Source organism: Curtobacterium sp. MCLR17_055 (assembly GCF_003234305.1).
Classification (GTDB): domain Bacteria; phylum Actinomycetota; class Actinomycetes; order Actinomycetales; family Microbacteriaceae; genus Curtobacterium; species Curtobacterium flaccumfaciens.
Map to the genome: position 1 here is coordinate 181,481 of NZ_QKSX01000006.1, position 15,906 is coordinate 197,386.

General features: G+C 71.2%; 17 protein-coding genes. 9 read left to right on the plus strand and 8 right to left on the minus strand.

Annotated elements, in window-relative coordinates:
- Window positions 1–81: 81 nt before the first annotated feature.
- On the minus strand, window positions 82–921 hold the full coding sequence (locus DEJ09_RS07440) for a flagellin (protein WP_071403929.1): 840 nt from the start codon (window positions 919–921) through the stop codon (window positions 82–84).
- A gap of 118 nt (window positions 922–1,039) precedes the next feature.
- The gene (locus DEJ09_RS07445; protein ID WP_111088081.1) at window positions 1,040–1,855 is read right to left on the minus strand and encodes a sigma-70 family RNA polymerase sigma factor; all 816 of its coding nucleotides are present in this window, start codon (window positions 1,853–1,855) and stop codon (window positions 1,040–1,042) included.
- 443 nt (window positions 1,856–2,298) lie between these two features.
- Between DEJ09_RS07445 and DEJ09_RS07450 the strand changes: the two genes are divergently transcribed.
- The 5 genes from DEJ09_RS07450 (at window position 2,299) to DEJ09_RS07470 (ending at window position 6,640) form a co-directional block, all read left to right on the plus strand.
- Complete coding sequence (locus DEJ09_RS07450; protein WP_071403931.1) at window positions 2,299–2,784, plus strand: flagellar protein FlgN; 486 nt, start codon at window positions 2,299–2,301, stop codon at window positions 2,782–2,784.
- A gap of 4 nt (window positions 2,785–2,788) precedes the next feature.
- Entirely contained in the window at window positions 2,789–4,210 is a 1,422-nt protein-coding gene (gene flgK / locus DEJ09_RS07455) for a flagellar hook-associated protein FlgK (protein ID WP_111088082.1), read from the plus strand.
- 2 nt (window positions 4,211–4,212) lie between these two features.
- The gene (locus tag DEJ09_RS07460) at window positions 4,213–5,094 is read left to right on the plus strand and encodes a flagellin (protein WP_111088083.1); all 882 of its coding nucleotides are present in this window, start codon (window positions 4,213–4,215) and stop codon (window positions 5,092–5,094) included.
- Window positions 5,091–5,459 (plus strand): flagellar assembly protein FliW, encoded by a 369-nt coding sequence (gene fliW, locus DEJ09_RS07465; RefSeq protein ID WP_027465503.1) that lies wholly within the window; start codon window positions 5,091–5,093, stop codon window positions 5,457–5,459. Before DEJ09_RS07460 ends, fliW begins: the two co-directional genes overlap by 4 nt.
- 260 nt (window positions 5,460–5,719) lie before the next feature.
- A complete protein-coding gene (locus DEJ09_RS07470; protein ID WP_111088084.1) occupies window positions 5,720–6,640 on the plus strand; it encodes a hypothetical protein in 921 nt (306 codons plus the stop codon).
- A gap of 17 nt (window positions 6,641–6,657) precedes the next feature.
- Here DEJ09_RS07470 and DEJ09_RS07475 read toward each other — a convergent pair whose 3' ends face one another.
- Window positions 6,658–7,305: a hypothetical protein gene (locus DEJ09_RS07475; protein WP_111088085.1), complete on the minus strand. Its 648-nt coding sequence runs from the start codon at window positions 7,303–7,305 to the stop codon at window positions 6,658–6,660.
- A 38-nt stretch (window positions 7,306–7,343) separates the two neighbouring features.
- Between DEJ09_RS07475 and DEJ09_RS07480 the strand changes: the two genes are divergently transcribed.
- The gene (locus DEJ09_RS07480) at window positions 7,344–8,216 is read left to right on the plus strand and encodes a hypothetical protein (RefSeq protein WP_181433298.1); all 873 of its coding nucleotides are present in this window, start codon (window positions 7,344–7,346) and stop codon (window positions 8,214–8,216) included.
- 117 nt (window positions 8,217–8,333) lie between these two features.
- Here the strand turns inward: DEJ09_RS07480 and DEJ09_RS07485 are convergent, their stop codons facing one another.
- On the minus strand, window positions 8,334–9,302 hold the full coding sequence (locus DEJ09_RS07485; RefSeq protein WP_111022822.1) for a beta-ketoacyl-ACP synthase III: 969 nt from the start codon (window positions 9,300–9,302) through the stop codon (window positions 8,334–8,336).
- Window positions 9,303–9,369: 67 nt separating this feature from the next.
- Window positions 9,370–9,762, minus strand: a complete 393-nt coding sequence (locus tag DEJ09_RS07490) for a ChaB family protein (RefSeq protein ID WP_071403938.1) — start codon at window positions 9,760–9,762, stop codon at window positions 9,370–9,372.
- 99 nt (window positions 9,763–9,861) lie between these two features.
- Between DEJ09_RS07490 and DEJ09_RS07495 the strand changes: the two genes are divergently transcribed.
- On the plus strand, window positions 9,862–10,833 hold the full coding sequence (locus DEJ09_RS07495; protein WP_111088086.1) for an aldo/keto reductase: 972 nt from the start codon (window positions 9,862–9,864) through the stop codon (window positions 10,831–10,833).
- 189 nt (window positions 10,834–11,022) lie between these two features.
- Here the strand turns inward: DEJ09_RS07495 and DEJ09_RS07500 are convergent, their stop codons facing one another.
- Both DEJ09_RS07500 and zapE read right to left on the minus strand, forming a co-directional pair.
- The gene (locus DEJ09_RS07500) at window positions 11,023–12,297 is read right to left on the minus strand and encodes an ammonium transporter (protein ID WP_111088087.1); all 1,275 of its coding nucleotides are present in this window, start codon (window positions 12,295–12,297) and stop codon (window positions 11,023–11,025) included.
- Between the two features lie 210 nt (window positions 12,298–12,507).
- Entirely contained in the window at window positions 12,508–13,530 is a 1,023-nt protein-coding gene (gene zapE / locus DEJ09_RS07505) for a cell division protein ZapE (RefSeq protein WP_111030005.1), read from the minus strand.
- A 171-nt stretch (window positions 13,531–13,701) separates the two neighbouring features.
- On the opposite strand from zapE, the gene DEJ09_RS07510 reads away from it, so the two are divergent.
- A complete protein-coding gene (locus tag DEJ09_RS07510) occupies window positions 13,702–14,613 on the plus strand; it encodes a sulfurtransferase (RefSeq protein ID WP_111088088.1) in 912 nt (303 codons plus the stop codon).
- Complete coding sequence (locus DEJ09_RS07515; protein ID WP_027465483.1) at window positions 14,610–15,068, plus strand: SufE family protein; 459 nt, start codon at window positions 14,610–14,612, stop codon at window positions 15,066–15,068. Before DEJ09_RS07510 ends, DEJ09_RS07515 begins: the two co-directional genes overlap by 4 nt.
- Before the next feature lie 72 nt (window positions 15,069–15,140).
- Here the strand turns inward: DEJ09_RS07515 and DEJ09_RS07520 are convergent.
- On the minus strand, window positions 15,141–15,906 hold a 766-nt coding region (locus DEJ09_RS07520; RefSeq protein ID WP_111088089.1), incomplete at its 5' end, for a S9 family peptidase.

Sequence of the window (15,906 nt, forward strand, 5' to 3'; positions counted from 1 at the left end):
CCCTGGCGTCGTGGAGGTGGTCAGGACGGCGGCGTCCGTCCTCCGCGCCCGAAGGGGCCCGGAGGACGGACGTCGTGATGGCTAGCGCAGGAGCGAGAGCACGCCCTGGGTGCTCTGGTTCGCCTGCGCGAGCATCGAGGTGCCGGCCTGGCTGAGGATGTTGTCGCGCGTGTACTTGACCATCTCCTCCGCCATGTCGACGTCGGTGATGCGCGAGGAGGCAGCGGTGAGGTTCTCCTTGGCCACGTTCGTCACGTTGATGGCGTGGTCGAAGCGGTTCTGGACTGCACCGATGCTCGAACGGGCGGCGGAGACGTACTTGATCTGCTCGTCGATCGCGGTGATGGCAGCCTGAGCGTTCGTCGCCGAGTCGAAGGTGAGCGCGCCGACCGCGGTCGACACGGACTCCACGTTCGACTTCGACAGGTCCACGTCGATCTGGCTCGCCGCGTCGCCGTTCGCGCCGACCTGGAACTTCAGGACGCCTGCGGCGCCGGCGGAGCCGTCGAGCAGGTTGATGCCGTTGAAGTTGGTCGACGCCGAGATGCGGGTGAGCTCCTTGGTGAGCTCGCCGACCTCGGTGGTGATCGCCGTGCGGGAGTCCGCGTTGTTCGAGTCGTTGCCGGCCTGGACGGCCAGGTCGCGCATGCGCTGGAGGATCGAGTGGGTCTCGGTGAGGCCACCTTCAGCGGTCTGCACGACGGAGATGCCGTCCTGCGCGTTGCGGGCGGCGACCGTGAGGCCACCGACCTGGGACTTCAGCCCCTCGGAGATCGTCAGACCGGACGCGTCGTCGGCAGCACGGTTGATGCGGAGGCCGCTCGAGAGCTTCTCGAGGGACTTCGACAGGTCGTTCTGCGTCGAGTTCAGGTTCCGGTACGTGTTGAGTGCCGAGAGGTTGGTGTTGATGGACATACCCATGGTGGTTTCCTCCGTGAATGTGGGTCGTGCGTCGGCCCGTCCGTGGGCTGACATGGATGACTCTCGACCGGTTGCCGGGAGTCGTTAGGGGATCGGCGGAGAAGTTTCCGCCGACGTCTCAACTCGCCGCGACGGCCGGTGCTGCTGCGGCGTCGTGCACCGCACGGGCGACACCGGCGGCGGCGTTCGTGGCGACACGGGCGAGGTAGGCGCTGCGGCGGGCCGCGGTGGTGCGGCTCGCGGGCTCGACGGTCGTGCCGTCGCCGTAGTGGGCGGCGAGACCGTCGTGGAGCAGGCGCATCGCCTCGGAGCGCTGCTGCGAGACGGCCGAGTGCGTGATGCCGAGCTCGGCGGCGACGTCGGTGACCGAGCGGTCACCGAAGTAGACGGCCTCGACGATGAAGCGCATCCGCTCCGGCAGGGCTTCGACCGCGGCGCGGAGGTACCGGCGCTTCTCGGTCTCGAGCAGGTCGTCCCCGGGGAGCGGCAGGTCCGCGGCGACGAGGTCGTGCACGGTCTCGTCGAGCGGCGCGACGGTGCGGGCGGCGTCGCTCATCGCGTCGACGGCGGTCTGCTTGTCGACGCCCATGGCATCGGCGATCTCCTGCGCACCGACGCTCCGGCCGAGGCGCGCGGACAGGGCCTCCTGCGTGGCGAGGGTCTCGCGGATCCGCTTCCGGGTACCGCGGGACGCCCAGTCGGCCGAGCGCATGTCGTCCGCCAGTGCGCCGGCGATCCGGGTGCGGGCGTAGGCGCCGAACGGCACGCCGAGGGTGGGGTCGAAGGCCTCGGCGGCTGCGACGAGTGCGAGGGACCCGACGGCGGCGAGGTCGTCGCGGTCCAGGTGCGTCGCCCGGGAGCGGACGTCGGCCACGATGTAGCCCACGAGCGGGAGGTGCTCCACGATCATCGCGTTGCGTTCGGTGCGGTCCATGCTGTTCCCCTGGTCGACCTGACGTGTGTCGGCTCACCCGTCCGTGGGCGCGACGGACGCCGGCCTCGGATGGCCGGTGCGTACGCCGAAGACCCGCCCGGGTCCCTCCGAGCGGTGCAGCCCGCATCGTTCCCGAGCGGTTCCGGGTGTCCCCCGGGGTGCGTTCTGAATGTATCGGCTGGCAATGCGCTGAACAGGTGCACAACCGTCCCCAGTGCGGGGGTGTCAGGCCCCGTTTCCGGTCGGCATTTGGGGGGACCCGGGGTCGGGAACGCTCGTTCTTGTCCCCCGACGGGGGTCATCGGGTCACAGCGTCGACGAGTACGGGTGACGGCACTCGGGCGCCGGGGCTTACGGTCGCGGTCACCGAGTCGATAGGTCCCGGTGTCCGCAGGATGACGGACCGGGGGCCACCCCGACGAACCACCACCTGGGAGGAGCTGATGAGCGTGAACGACCTGTCCGCCGTGCTCTGGCGCGAACGCGAGCTGCTCGAACTGCTCACCTTCAAGCTCGAGGAGGAGCAGCTCCTGCTCACCGCGGGCCGCTCCCGCTGGGTGTCGCACGCCAGCCGCGAGGTCGAGCAGGTCCTCGACCGGCTCCGCAGCACCGGTCTCGAACGCGCCGCACAGAGCGCCGAGGTCGCCGAGGAGTGGGGCGTCCCCGCCGACGCTCCCCTGCGCGATGTCGTCGCCGCGGCACCGAACGGGCCGTGGGGTGAGATCCTGTCGTCGCACCTCACCGCGATGGTCGAACTGACCACCCAGATCGGCGCCCTGCGCGACGAGAACGACCGGTTCCTCCGTGCCGCCGCCCAGGCCACCGAGGAGACCCTGGCGGGGACCGTCACCGGTGCCGCCACCTACGACGCCAGTGGCACGTCCGGCGCAGGCCAGGACGGCGCCCGCCTGTTCGAGGGGACGCTGTAGCACCGTGGTCAGCACCTTCGGATCCCTCGCGACCGCCTACTCCGGCCTCGCCGCCGCCCGTGCCGGCATCGACGTCACCGGCCAGAACATCGCGAACGCCGGCACCGCCGGGTACACGCGGCAGCGCGTCACGCAGAACTCGATCCCCGCGACCCAGACCGGGTTCATGCGGGGCACCGCGGCCCTCGCCGGCCAGGGCGTCTCGGTCGACGGCATCGCCCGCCTGGCGTCCCTGACGCTCGACGCCGGCGTCCGCGTCGCCGCCGGTTCGTCCGCCTACGCCGACGCCCGCGCCACGGCGCTGTCCGCCCTCGAGACCGGGTTGCACGAGCCCGGCAAGGACGGCCTGAGCGCCAAGCTCGACGCGTTCTGGTCGTCCTGGAGCGAGCTCGCCAGCCACCCCGACGACCCGGGTGCCGCCAGCGCCGTGCTCGGGGCCGCCGGTACCGTCGTCTCCGCCCTGGCCGCCGGCTCGAAGGCCGTCGACGCGCAGTGGTCCTCGGTGCGCGGCACCCTGACCGGGCAGGTCGCCCAGCTGAACGGCGCCGCGGAGCAGGTCGCCGACCTGAACGGCCGGATCCGCACCGCGCTCGCCTCGGGCGGCAGCGCCAACGAGCTGCTCGACCAGCGCGACCAGCTCACGCAGCAGATCGCCACGCTCGCCGGCGGCACCACCCGGACGAACGCCGACGGCACGGTCGACGTGCTCCTCGGCGGCAACCCGCTCGTGCAGGGCACCGACGCCCGCTCGGTCGCCCTCGGCGGCGGCGAGCGTCTGGCCGACGGCACCGCGGTCACCCTGACCTGGACCACCGGAACGGCTGGGGCGGTCGGGCTGAGCGGCGGCTCCATCGGCGGCGCCCTCGCGGTCCTCGCGCCGGCGTCCGGCACCGGTACCGGCGGCGCACTCGCCGAGGCCTCCGCGTCCTACGACGCCGTGGCCACGCGGCTCGCCACCACCGTGAACACCCTGCACGCCGCCGGGACCACCCCGGCCGGCACCACCGGCGCACCCTTCTTCTCCCTGGCGACCGGCGTCCCGGCCGCCCAGGCGCTCGGCGTCGTCCCCACGGACGCCAGTGGGCTGGCGACGCGGAACGCGGCGGGGGAACTCGACGACTCGTTCGCCGACGCGCTCGCGCGACTCGGTGCGTCGTCGGACGGTGCCGACCAGGTCTGGGCGACGTTCGTGGCGGGGGTGGGCACCGCCTCCAGGTCGGCGACGTCGGAATCCACTATGACCGGACTCGCGCTCACCAACGCACGCACCCAGCAGCAGTCGAGCGCCGGCGTCGACCTCGACGAGGAGAACGTCAACCTGCTGAGCTACCAGCACGCGTACCAGGGCGCGGCGCGCGTCCTGACCGCGGTCGACGAGATGCTCGACACCATCATCAACCGCGTCGGACTCGTCGGGAGGGGCTGATCGTGATCACCCGTGTGACCACCCAGATGTCGATGGCGGCTGCGTCGGCCCGGCTGCAGGCCGGTGCCGCGCGGGTCGCCGAGCTCACCGACCAGGCCACGACGCTGCGTGCGATCCAGAAGCCCTCGGACGACCCGGTCGGCACCGCTTCGTCGATGCAGGTGCGCAAGGAGCAGGCCGCCGCGGCGCAGTACTCGCGGAACGCGAACGACGCCGCGGCCTGGCTCGCGACGACCGACAGTGCACTGTCGAGCGTCTACTCGGTGCTCAACAACGTGCGCGACCTCACCGTGCAGGCCGCGAACTCCGGCACCATGAGCGACACGAACCGCGACGCCTTCGTCACGCAGTTCCGGTCGCTCAAGGCCGACCTCGAGGCCCGTGCCAACACGACCTACGGCACCCGCTCGGTGTTCGCGGGATCGTCGACCGCCGCTGCTGCCTACGACCCGGCCACGGGCTGGGCGGCCGCCGGCACCGACGTGTCCCGGCGGATCGGGGACGGCACGACCGTGCGCGTCGACACCGCCGGCACCGCGGTCTTCGGCTCCGGCGACGACTCGGTGTTCGCGGTGATCGACTCCATCGTCAACGACCTGCAGAACGGGGTGAACGTGAACGCTCGGATCAACGACGTGGACGGCGCACTCGGGACCGTCCGCGGCGCCCAGGCCGACGTCGGGATCCGGCACGCCGCCGCGCTCACGGCGCAGGACTCGCTGAAGTCCGCGACCGTCTCGCTCGAGGGCCGTCGCGCCGACATCGAGGACGTCGACCTCGCCAAGGCCGTCCTCGACCTGCAGGTGCAGCAGACCAACTACCAGGCAGCCCTCGCCGTCACCGCGAAGGTCCTGCAGCCGACCCTGATGGACTACCTCCGATGAGCATCTCCCTGACCTTCGCCGTCCCGCCGTTCGGGCTCGCCCCCGCCGCGGCCTTCGAGCTGTCGCCGGTCGACGGCGCCGAGGGGCTCTTCACGCTCGTCGGCGACGACGCACGGCTGTTCCTGCTCGACGCCGCGGTGCACCTGCCGTCGTACGCGCCGGAGCTCACCGACGAGCAGGCCGCCGGGCTCGGGCTGACCGACCCCGCCGACGCGATGCTGCTCGTCGTCGCGAACCCCGGCGCATCCGGCACCACGGTCAACCTGCTCGCGCCGATCGTCGTGAACGCCCGGACGGCCGTGGGCGCGCAGGTCATCCTCGAGGAGCAGGACCTGCCGCTGCGGGCGGAGCTCGCGCGGGTGTAGCGCGGGCGGCGGGCGCGGCTGCTTCGCACCCGTTCTGCGACAGTCCACCAGTCGTTCTCGGCGTGGATCGTCGGAAGATGTGTACGCAGAGGTTGCGCGTGCATGTGACGACAAGACACGAGTCGTTCGACGCGTGGGTCGTCGCAAGATGCACGCGCATTGCAGCTGGTCAGTCCTGCACAGGTCGTCGTCGCCGCCCGGCTCTCCACAGACTGGGCGATGGCGAGAGCTGGGCCACGAGGTTCGGCGAGCCTGGTGTCATGTCCAGAGCGAACGACGTCGAACTGATCCGCACGACGGGGGCGACCTCCGCTGAACGCCGCGCGCTCGAGCGCGATGTCCACCGGGGACGGTACGAACGCCTCCGCCCCGGCGTCCTCGTCCGCCTGGATGCACTCGACGGGATGCACCCCGGTGAGCAGCACCACGTGCTCGTTCGTGCCTCGGCGCACCGACTCCGAGCGACCGATGTCGTCTCACACCAGTCTGCCTGCGCGGTCCTCGGGCTCCCGTTGATCGGGGCAGCACCACCCAAGGTGCACCTCACCGATCCGACCACGACGCACACCCGTGTCACGGCGTGGTTCGTCCGGCACGGTGCACAGGAGCGGCCACCCGCAGTCCTCGTCGATCAGCAGGCGACCCCCACCACGACGGCCTCGAGGACCGCCATCGACGTCGCTGCGACACGCTCCTTGCTCGAAGCACTTCCCGTCGTCGATGCCGTGCTCTCCCGTCGGCTCGCCGACCGTGAGGCGCTGGATGCGGAACACGCAACGCTGGCCTTCGCTCGGACCAAGGCGGGGATCGCCGTGGGGATGGGGTCGGCGCTGTCGGGGTCACCGGCGGAGTCGGTGTGCCGCGTGCGCTTCCGGGAGCTCGGTGTGCCGGAGCCGGTGCAGCAGCACGTGTTCGCCCGGGCCGGATCGGCCACGGCGGTCGTGGACTTCTGGTTCCCGGACCAGGGCGTCGTGGTCGAGGTCGACGGCCGCGCGAAGTACGAGGACCCGGCGCTGCTCGACGGGCGATCCACCGCGGACGCGCATTGGCGCGAGAAGCGGCGTGAGGACTTCATCCGGTCGTTCCCCGAGGTCCGCGCGGTCGTGCGGCTCTCGTGGGCCGACCTGATGCAGCCCGACCGGGTGCGGGCTGCCCTGCGGCGTGCGGGTGTCCCGTGCTGAGGCTGCGTGTTCGACGATCAGCGCGGACGACGCGGCGCATCCGGGTGGTACGTGCGCTGACGCTCGATCCGCGGGCGGCCGGAGGACGCCCCGATGTCCACTGCCCCACCGACCACGACCTCGCCGAGCCCCACGCGCACCCCACGGACCGGCCCGGTGCCCTTCACCACGCCGCCGCGGTGGTCCGGGTCGGGTTCGCGGTGGTCGCCGCCGTCCTCGAGCTCGACGTCGCGCACGGACACCGGCCCGAGCACCTGCGCGCCCACACCGATCCGCGCCGGCCCCTCGACGAGACACCCGGCCGTCAGGCGAGCCCGACCACCGATCACGACGTCGGACCCGTCCGCGACGACGGTGACGGGGCCCGGGCCGAGTTCGGCGCCCTCCCCGATGTGCACCGTCGCCGCAGACGCGACGACGGTCACGGGTCCGGGGCCCAGGCGGGCACCGGCAGCCAGCGTGATCGCCCCACCGTGACGGGTCTCGAGCGTCGTGGACGGGTACAGCTGCACTCCGGGCAGGATCGACACGCCAACCCCGATCAGGACGGACGCCGGATCGAGGACCCGGACCTCGGGCGAGAGAGCGGCCACCTGCCGGACGGTCAGGAATCCGGCCGCACGACGGGCGTCGTCGAGTGCTCGCTGCGCGGGGTCGGTGTCCATCCAGCGAGCCTCTCACGTGTGCGGCGTACGGTGATCGCATGGCCCGCGCCCCGAAGGACCAGTCGATCGTGCCCCTGCCGACCGCACCGGTCTCCCCCACCACGTCCAACCCCCGAACGCAGCAGGTCCAGCCCACGGGCTGGGCGAAGTGGCTCGATCGGGTCATCAGTGTGCAGCGTCCCGTCGTGGTCGCGCACGTCAACGCGATCCGTCGCCGCAAGCCCGACGCGACCCCCGCCGAGGTGATCCAGATCCTCGAGCGGCAGTACCTGGCAGCGGTGACGACCGGCGGTGCCGCGGTCGGTGCGAGCGCGGTGATCCCCGGCGTCGGGATGGCCGCTGCGCTCGGACTGAGCGGCGCCGAGACGGTCGGGTTCCTGGAGACCACCGCGCTGTTCGCACAGTCGGTGACCGAGGTGCACGGCATCGCGCTGGACGACCCAGAGCGCGCCCGCACCCTGGTGATGGCGATGATCCTCGGTGCGCCGGGCACGCAGCTCATCAAGCAGCTCGCCGGCCAGGCTGCCGGCGGGCAGGCCCGGACGGCGTTCTGGGGCGAGATGGTGACGTCCTCGCTGCCGAAGCAGGTCGTCAACGGCATCGGCGGACAGGTCCGTGACCAGTTCATCAAGCGCTTCGCCATCCGGCAGGGCGGTTCGGTCCTCGGCCGCGCGCTGCCGTTCGGCATCGGAGCGGCGGTCGGCGGTCTGGGGAACCACGCACTCGGGCGCAAGGTGATCCAGGCGTCGCGGACCGGGTTCGGGATGCCGCCGGCGGAGTTCCCGATCGTGCTGACGGTCACCCCGGCTGCCGAGAAGACCCGGCGTGCCCTGCCGTGGAAGCGCGGCGCAGGCAAGGACCAGGACCTCTGGACCGAGCCGGGCCAGGACGACCCCCGCTCGAAGCGTTAGCCAGGACGACCGAGAACGGCCCGGCACGCCGACCGAGAACGGTCCGCCGCGACGACCGAGCAGGGTCCGGGCACGGATGCTGATCACCCGAGCCCGGGCCGTTCGTGCAGCTGCGCCCTAGAAGGACCGCACCGGCGTCGTCACGACCTGCCCGGCGTGGGCGAACCCGCCACCGAACCCGAACAGCAGGGCCGGCACTCCCTCCGGGAGGTCGCCACGCTCCCACGCCTTCGAGAGCCCGAGCGGCACGCTGGCGGCCGAGGTGTTCCCGGACTCGACGACGTCACGGATGACGAACTTCGACTCCCCACCGAGCGCGGTGACGAGCGGCTCGATGATCCGCAGGTTCGCCTGGTGGAACGCGAACACCTCGATGTCGTCCATCGTGAGTCCGGCGGCCTCGACGACCTTGCGGGCGTGCCCCTCGGCCTCGGTGATGGCCCACCGGTAGATCGAGCGACCCTCCTGGTTGAAGCGCCCCGGCGACCCTTCGACACGCACGGCGTCGAGCAGGTGCGGCACGCTCCCCCACGACACCGGGCCGATCTCGGGCGTCTCGGCGACTCCGAGCACGGCGGCACCGGCCCCGTCACCGACGAGCACGCACGTCGACCGGTCGGTCCAGTCGGCGATGCCGGACAGCACCTCGGACCCGATGACGAGCGCGACGTCGGCCGAACCGGTGCGGATGGACTGGTCGGCGAGCCCGAGCGCGTACTCGAAGCCGCTGCACGCGGTGTTGATGTCGATCGGCGCCGGGCCGTTCGTCATGCCCAGTGCAGCGGCAACGCGGCCTGCCGTGTACGGGGCGCGGTCCTGGTGGGTGGTGGAGGCGACGATGACGAGTCCGACGGCCGAGGGCGACACCCCGGCGTCGGCGAGGGCACGGCGCCCGGCCTCGATGGCCATCGACGTGACGGTGTCGTCGGGACCGGCGATCCGACGCGTCTGGATCCCGGTGCGGGTGCGGATCCACTCGTCGTTCGTGTCGACCATCGTCGAGAGCTCGTCGTTGGTCAGGACGCGTTCGGGCTGGTGGTGTCCGAACCCGAGGATCCGGCTGCCGCGGAGTGCTGGGATGTTCATCGTCGGCACGTTACCCCCTCACCCCACCGCCGCATGCCGAGCGGGGCATGCACGGCACGCGCGACGGTCACTTCCGCGCGGCAGCGGTCGCGCGGTCGTTCGCCTTGCCGATCGCCTCGACCAGCTCGTCCTTCGTCATCTTGGAGCGGCCGCTGACGTCGAGCCGCTTCGCGACGTCCATGAGGTGCGCCTTCGAGGCGTTCGCGTCGACACCGCCCTCGGTCTTCCCGGAACCGCGGGAGCCGGCGGCACCGGAGTCGGACGGCCCGGAGGACTCCTTCTCCTCCCAGTGGTCGCCGACCTTCTCGTACTCGTGCTTCACGGCGGCGAACGCCGTTCGGTGCGCCCGCTCACCCGGGCCGTACGTCTCGTTCGCCGAGTCCAGTGTCTTCTCGAAGATCTCCTGCGCGTGCTCCGGGGACCGCTGCAGGGTGCTGGGGATCTCGTCCTTGGCTGGCATGGCTGCTCCTCTCGAGTGGTCCTCCCTGACTACTCCCCACCACTCGACCGGTACTCCCAGGGCCTGGCGCCACCAGCGCGTCACGAGTAGACCCGTCTCATGGACTACACACACCTCGGTCGCACCGGTCTGTCCGTCTCCCGCGCCGTGCTCGGCACGATGAACTTCGGCCCGGAGACCAGCGAGGACGACTCGCACGCGATCATGGACCGGGCCCACGAGCTCGGCGTCAACTTCTTCGACACCGCCAACGGCTACGGCGGCTCGGTGGGCAAGGGTGCCACCGAGGAGATCATCGGACGGTGGTTCGCCAAGGGTGGCGGTCGCCGCGAGAGGACGGTCCTCGCCACGAAGGTCTACGGCGAGATGACCGATTGGCCGAACGGCGGCAAGCTGAGCGCCCTGAACATCCGGCAGTCGCTCGACGCGAGCCTGCAGCGACTGCAGACCGACCACATCGACCTGTACCAGTTCCACCACGTCGACCGTGCGACGCCGTGGGACGAGATCTGGCAGGCGATCGACGTCGCCGTGCAGCAGGGCAAGGTCCTGTACGTCGGCTCGTCGAACTTCGCCGGGTGGCACATCGCCCAGGCGCAGGAGGCAGCGAAGCGCCGGAACACCTTCGGCCTGGTCAGCGAGCAGTCGATCTACAACCTCGTGGTCCGCGACGTCGAGCGCGAGGTCCTGCCCGCCGCCCGCGCGTACGGCCTCGGCGTGATCCCCTGGTCGCCGCTGCAGGGCGGCCTGCTCGGCGGCGTCATCGAGAAGACCGAGAACGGCTCCCGTCGGCTGTCCGGCCGCAGCGCCGAGTACGTCGAAGCGCACCGCGATCAGCTGCAGTCGTACGAGTCGTTCGCGAAGGAGCTCGGCCACACGCCCGGCGAGCTGGCCCTCGCCTGGCTGCTGCACCAGCCCGGCGTCACCGCGCCGATCACCGGCCCCCGCACGATGGAGCAGTGGGAGTCCGCGGTCCGCGCCGTCGACATCCGCCTCGACCAGCGTGCGCTGGACCGTCTCGACGAGATCTTCCCGGGGCACGAGACCTCGCCGGAGGACTACGCCTGGTGACGGAACCGGCGGAACCAACAGAACCAGCGGGTCGCTGACGCGACCATCTGCCTGGAGGCGCGGTGCGGGTCCGACCCGCACTGCGCCTCCCGGCGTTGGTCACGTCGAGAACGCGACCAACGCAACGACGACGGGCTCCGCGCTGCTGTGTGCGCGGGGCCCGTCGTCGTTGCGGGTGGTGCCTGGTGACTAGCGGACGCTGACCGGGCTGTCGTCGGTCTGCTCGTAGAGGACGTAGCCCTCTTCGCCGTGGACCGCGGTGTCGATGCCGGCGACCTCGTCCTCGGTCTTGACGCGGAAGCCCATCGTCTTCTCGATGATCCAGCCGATGACGAAGGCCAGGACGAACGAGTACGCGCCGACGGCGCCCGCTGCGGCCGCCTGCTTGCCGAGCTGCTCGAACGAGCCGGAGTAGATCAGGCCGGTGTCGTTCGCGAAGACGCCGAGGAACAGCGTGCCGAAGATGCCGCCGACCAGGTGGACGCCGACCACGTCGAGCGAGTCGTCGAAGCCCAGGCGGTACTTCCAGTCGATCGCGAAGCAGCAGACGATACCGGCGAGGAAGCCGAGCAGGATGCCCCAGCCCGGGGTCAGCGCGGCACAGGCCGGGGTGATCGCGACGAGGCCGGTGACGGCACCCGATGCGGCACCGACGGAGGTGGCCTTGCCGTCCTTGAGCTTCTCGATGAGCAGCCAGCCGAGGATGGCGGCGGCCGGGGCGGCGAGGGTGTTCACCCAGGCGATCGCGGCGATGCCGTCAGCAGCGCCCTCGGAGCCGGCGTTGAAGCCGAACCAGCCGAACCACAGGATGGCGGCACCGAGCAGGACGAAGGGCGGGTTGTGCGGCTTGTGCGCACCCTTGGCGAAGCCGACGCGCTTGCCGAGGACGATCGCCAGGGCGAGACCCGCTGCACCGGCGTTGATGTGCACCGCGGTGCCACCGGCGAAGTCGATGACGCCCCACGTGGCGGCCCAGCCGGAGGTCAGGTTGAAGACCCACGAGGCGACCGGGAAGTAGACGACCGTCACCCAGACGCCGGCGAAGACCATCCACGCGCCGAACTTGGCGCGGTCGGCGATGGCGCCGGAGATGAGCGCGACGGTGATGATCGCGAACGTCGCCTGGAACCCGACGAAGGCCATCGACGGGTACGCCGCCTGGATGTTCGAGGACTGCGCCTCCTCGAAGGCCTGGCCGAGGCCGATCTGGTTCCAGTCGATGCTGAAGAACCCGACCACGCCGGAGACCGCCGTGCCGTCGCCGTGGTTGGCGAAGGCGATCGCGTAGCCGTAGACCACCCAGAGCACGCTCACGAGCGCGATCGCACCGAACGACATCATCATCATGGAGATGACGGACTTGGCCTTCACCAAGCCGCCGTAGAAGAAGGCCAGGCCGGGTGTCATGAACAACACCAGCGCAGCCATCACCAACACGAACGTCGTGTTGCCCTGATCAAGCATCTGCTCACCTCTCGATTGCACGAGCGGCTCTTGGACCGCCTCGGGTGTCACAGAGTCTGGCGAGGCGAGGTTTCACGAGGGAGCACGAACTGTTTCGCGGATGTAACGCGACCGCGCCGTTTGTAAACGTCGTGTTTCCAGCGGCCCGATGTCCCCTGCGCGAGGGGCAGGAGACCGCCGTGGACAGATCGGTCTGACGGCGAGCGACGCTCAGGCGCGGGTGAGCGCCACCACGCGGGACGCCGCGCGCAGGTACTTCTTGCGGTACCCGCCCTCGAGCATCACGTCGGGGTACACCTGGTCGAGCGGCGTGCCCGACGCGACGATGCGCACCTGCGCGTCGTACAGCCGGTCCACCAGGGCGACCCAGCGCAGCGCGTCGGTCTGGTCGGTGAACGCCCGGACGTCGGTGAGCCCGACGGCGTCGAGGTCCTCGACCAGCGCGACGTACTTCGACGGGTGCACGGAACCCAGGTGCGCGACCACCGCACCGAAGTCGTCGAGCGTCACGGAGCCGGACGGCAGCGCGGCGGGCACGTCGGACACCACCTGCGCCGACTCGTCCACGGCACGTCGGCGGTAGTCCAGGCCGTCGATGCGCATGGTGTCGAACCGGTCCGACATCGCCTGGATCTCGCGCAGGAAGTCCTGCGCGGCGAAGCGTCCCTCACCCAGGGCTCCCGGGGGCGTGTTCGACGTCGCGGCGAAGCGGGTGCCGGTCTCGGTCAGTTCCTTGATGAGCCGGGTCATCACCATCGTGTCGCCCGGGTCGTCGAGCTCGAATTCGTCGATGCACACCAGTGCGGTGCCGCGGAGCAGGTCGACCGTGCCCTGGAACCCCAGGGCGCCCACGAGCGCGGTGTACTCGATGAACGTGCCGAACGTCTTCCGGCCGGTGGCCGCGTGGTAGGCGGCTGCGAGCAGGTGGGTCTTGCCGACACCGAACCCGCCGTCCAGGTACACGCCGGACTTCGCCGCGGGTTCCGCCGCCTGCTTCCGACGCCCGAACAGCCCGCGCCGCGGAGCCTCGGTCGGACCGGCGGCCACGAACGCGGCGACGGCATCGCGGACCGAGGCCTGCGAGTCGTAGTCCGGGTCCGGCCGGTACGAGTCGAACGACGCGTCCGTGAACTGCGGCGGGGGCACGAGCGCCGCAGCCATCTGCTGCGGCGTCACCTGGGGATCACGGTCGACGAGGTGAGCGGGCAATCGGGGAACCCTTCCGGGAAGCATGTCGTGGGGTGTCACGTTGCGTCAGGAGCACGGTACGTCCGCGTACCGTTGCCCACAGGCACCGACGCCCGATCCTAGTCCGGCGCCGGCAGCACGCACCCGGGCACAATGCTCGCCCCGCACCACGCTCGCCCCGCACCACGCTCCCCCGCACCCCTGGAGGTACCCCCGATGACCGCACCGGTCGACCCGTCCGAGAAGTTCGCCGCCTACGCGCACCCGGAGCGCCTCGTCTCCACCGAGTGGCTGCAGGAGCAACTCGACGCCGGGGCCGGCGCGCCCGACCTGGTGGTCGTCGAGTCCGACGAGGACGTCCTGCTCTACGAGACGGGGCACATCCCGGGTGCTGTAAAGGTCGACTGGCACACCGACCTCAACGACCCGGTGCAGCGCGACTACATCGACGGCGCCGCCTTCGCCGAGCTCCTCGGCGGCAAGGGCATCGGCCGCGACACCACCGTCGTGATCTACGGCGACAAGAACAACTGGTGGGCGGCGTACGCCCTCTGGGTGTTCACCCTGTTCGGCCACGAGGACGTCCGCCTGCTCGACGGCGGTCGCGGCAAGTGGATCGCCGAGGACCGCGCCCTGACCACCGACGAGACCCCGGTCACGCCCGTCGAGTACCCCGTCGTCGAGCGGCACGACGAGCCCGTCCGCGCCTTCAAGGACGACGTCCTCGCGCACCTCGGCAAGCCGCTCATCGACGTCCGCAGCGCCCCGGAGTACAGCGGGGAGCGCACGACCGCGCCCGACTACCCGGAAGAGGGTGCGCTGCGCGGCGGCCACGTCCCCACCGCCGTGAACATCCCCTGGGCGACGGCCGCTGCTCCCGACGGCACCTTCAAGTCGCGCGACGAGCTCGACGCCGTCTACCGTGATGGCGCCGGCATCGGTGACGCCGACGAGGTGATCGCCTACTGCCGCATCGGTGAGCGCTCGAGCCACACCTGGTTCGTCCTGCAGCACCTGCTCGGCTACGACAACGTCCGCAACTACGACGGCTCGTGGACCGAGTGGGGCAGCGCCGTCCGCGTCCCCATCGTGCAGGGATCCGAGCCGGGTACTGTTCCGAACCGATGAACGCCAGCACCGACGCACCACTCCCCGCCACCCTCGCCGAGATCCGCGACGACTTCCTCGCCCTGGGCCAGAAGGACCGCCTGCAGCTCCTGCTCGAGTTCTCGAACGAGCTGCCTGCGCTACCCGAACGCCTGCAGGGGCACGAGGACGAGCTCGAACGCGTCGAGGAGTGCCAGTCCCCCGTCTTCATCACCGTGACGGTGGGCGAGGACGGCGACGCCCCGGACGTGGTCCGGATGCACGCCACCGCCCCGCGCGAGGCGCCGACCACCCGCGGCTTCGCCTCGATCCTGGCGCAGGGACTGTCCGGCCTCACCGTCGAGCAGGTGCTCGCCGTCCCGACGGACTACCCGTTGACCATCGGCCTGTCCGAGGCGGTCAGCCCCCTGCGGATCCGCGGCATGGTGGGCATGCTCGGCCGCGTCCAGCGGCAGGTGCAGGCGGCGGTCGCGTAGACGCGACCCACTGACGGACGGGAGGCGCGGTGCCAGCTGGCACCGCGCCTCCCGTCCGCCCTCCGGTCGCGTCTACCGCGCGCTGGCCGCCCCGCGCCGCTGGACCACCTCGGTCAGCCACGCGAGGATCCGGGCGTCGAACCAGTCGGCGTCGTGGTTCCAGAGCTTGGTGTGCCGGGCCGTGGTCTGGATCTCGAGCCGCACCAGGTCGGGCCGTGCGCGGGCCAGGTCGTGCGAGGCCGAGGACGGCACGAACCCGTCGTCGTCGCTGTGCAGCAGCAGGATCGGCACCGTGAGCTCATCGGAGCGCGTGACCATGTCGAGCTCGCGCAGGTCGACGGGCTGCTGGAGCCCGGCGAGCCGATACAGCACCGGCGTGCGGAGCAGCCGCTGCGCGACCTTGCGGACCGGACGTGGCAGACGCAGGAGCTGGCTCTGCGACTTCAGCACGGCGTGCCAGTCGACCACCGGGGACTCGAGGACCACCCCGTCGACCAGGCCGGCGAAGCGGGAGCGGAGCAGCGTCTGCAGCACGACGGCGCCGCCCATCGACCAGCCCATGAGCACGACGCTCTGGGCGTCCTGCGCGGTGAGCCAGCGGAGGACGGAGTCGACGTCCTCCCACTCGGTGCTGCCGAGGCCGTAGCGGCCGTCGACGCTCGGCGGGGCGACACCGTCGTTCCGCCACGAGGCGAGCACCACCGAGTACCCGGCGGCGCGGAAGACGGGGACGGCGCGGATCGTCTCGGCACGCGTGACGCCACGGCCGTGCACGAGGACGGCCCACGGCGCTGCCGGGTCGTCGGCACGGACGACCCAGGCGGGGGCGGGGCCGTTC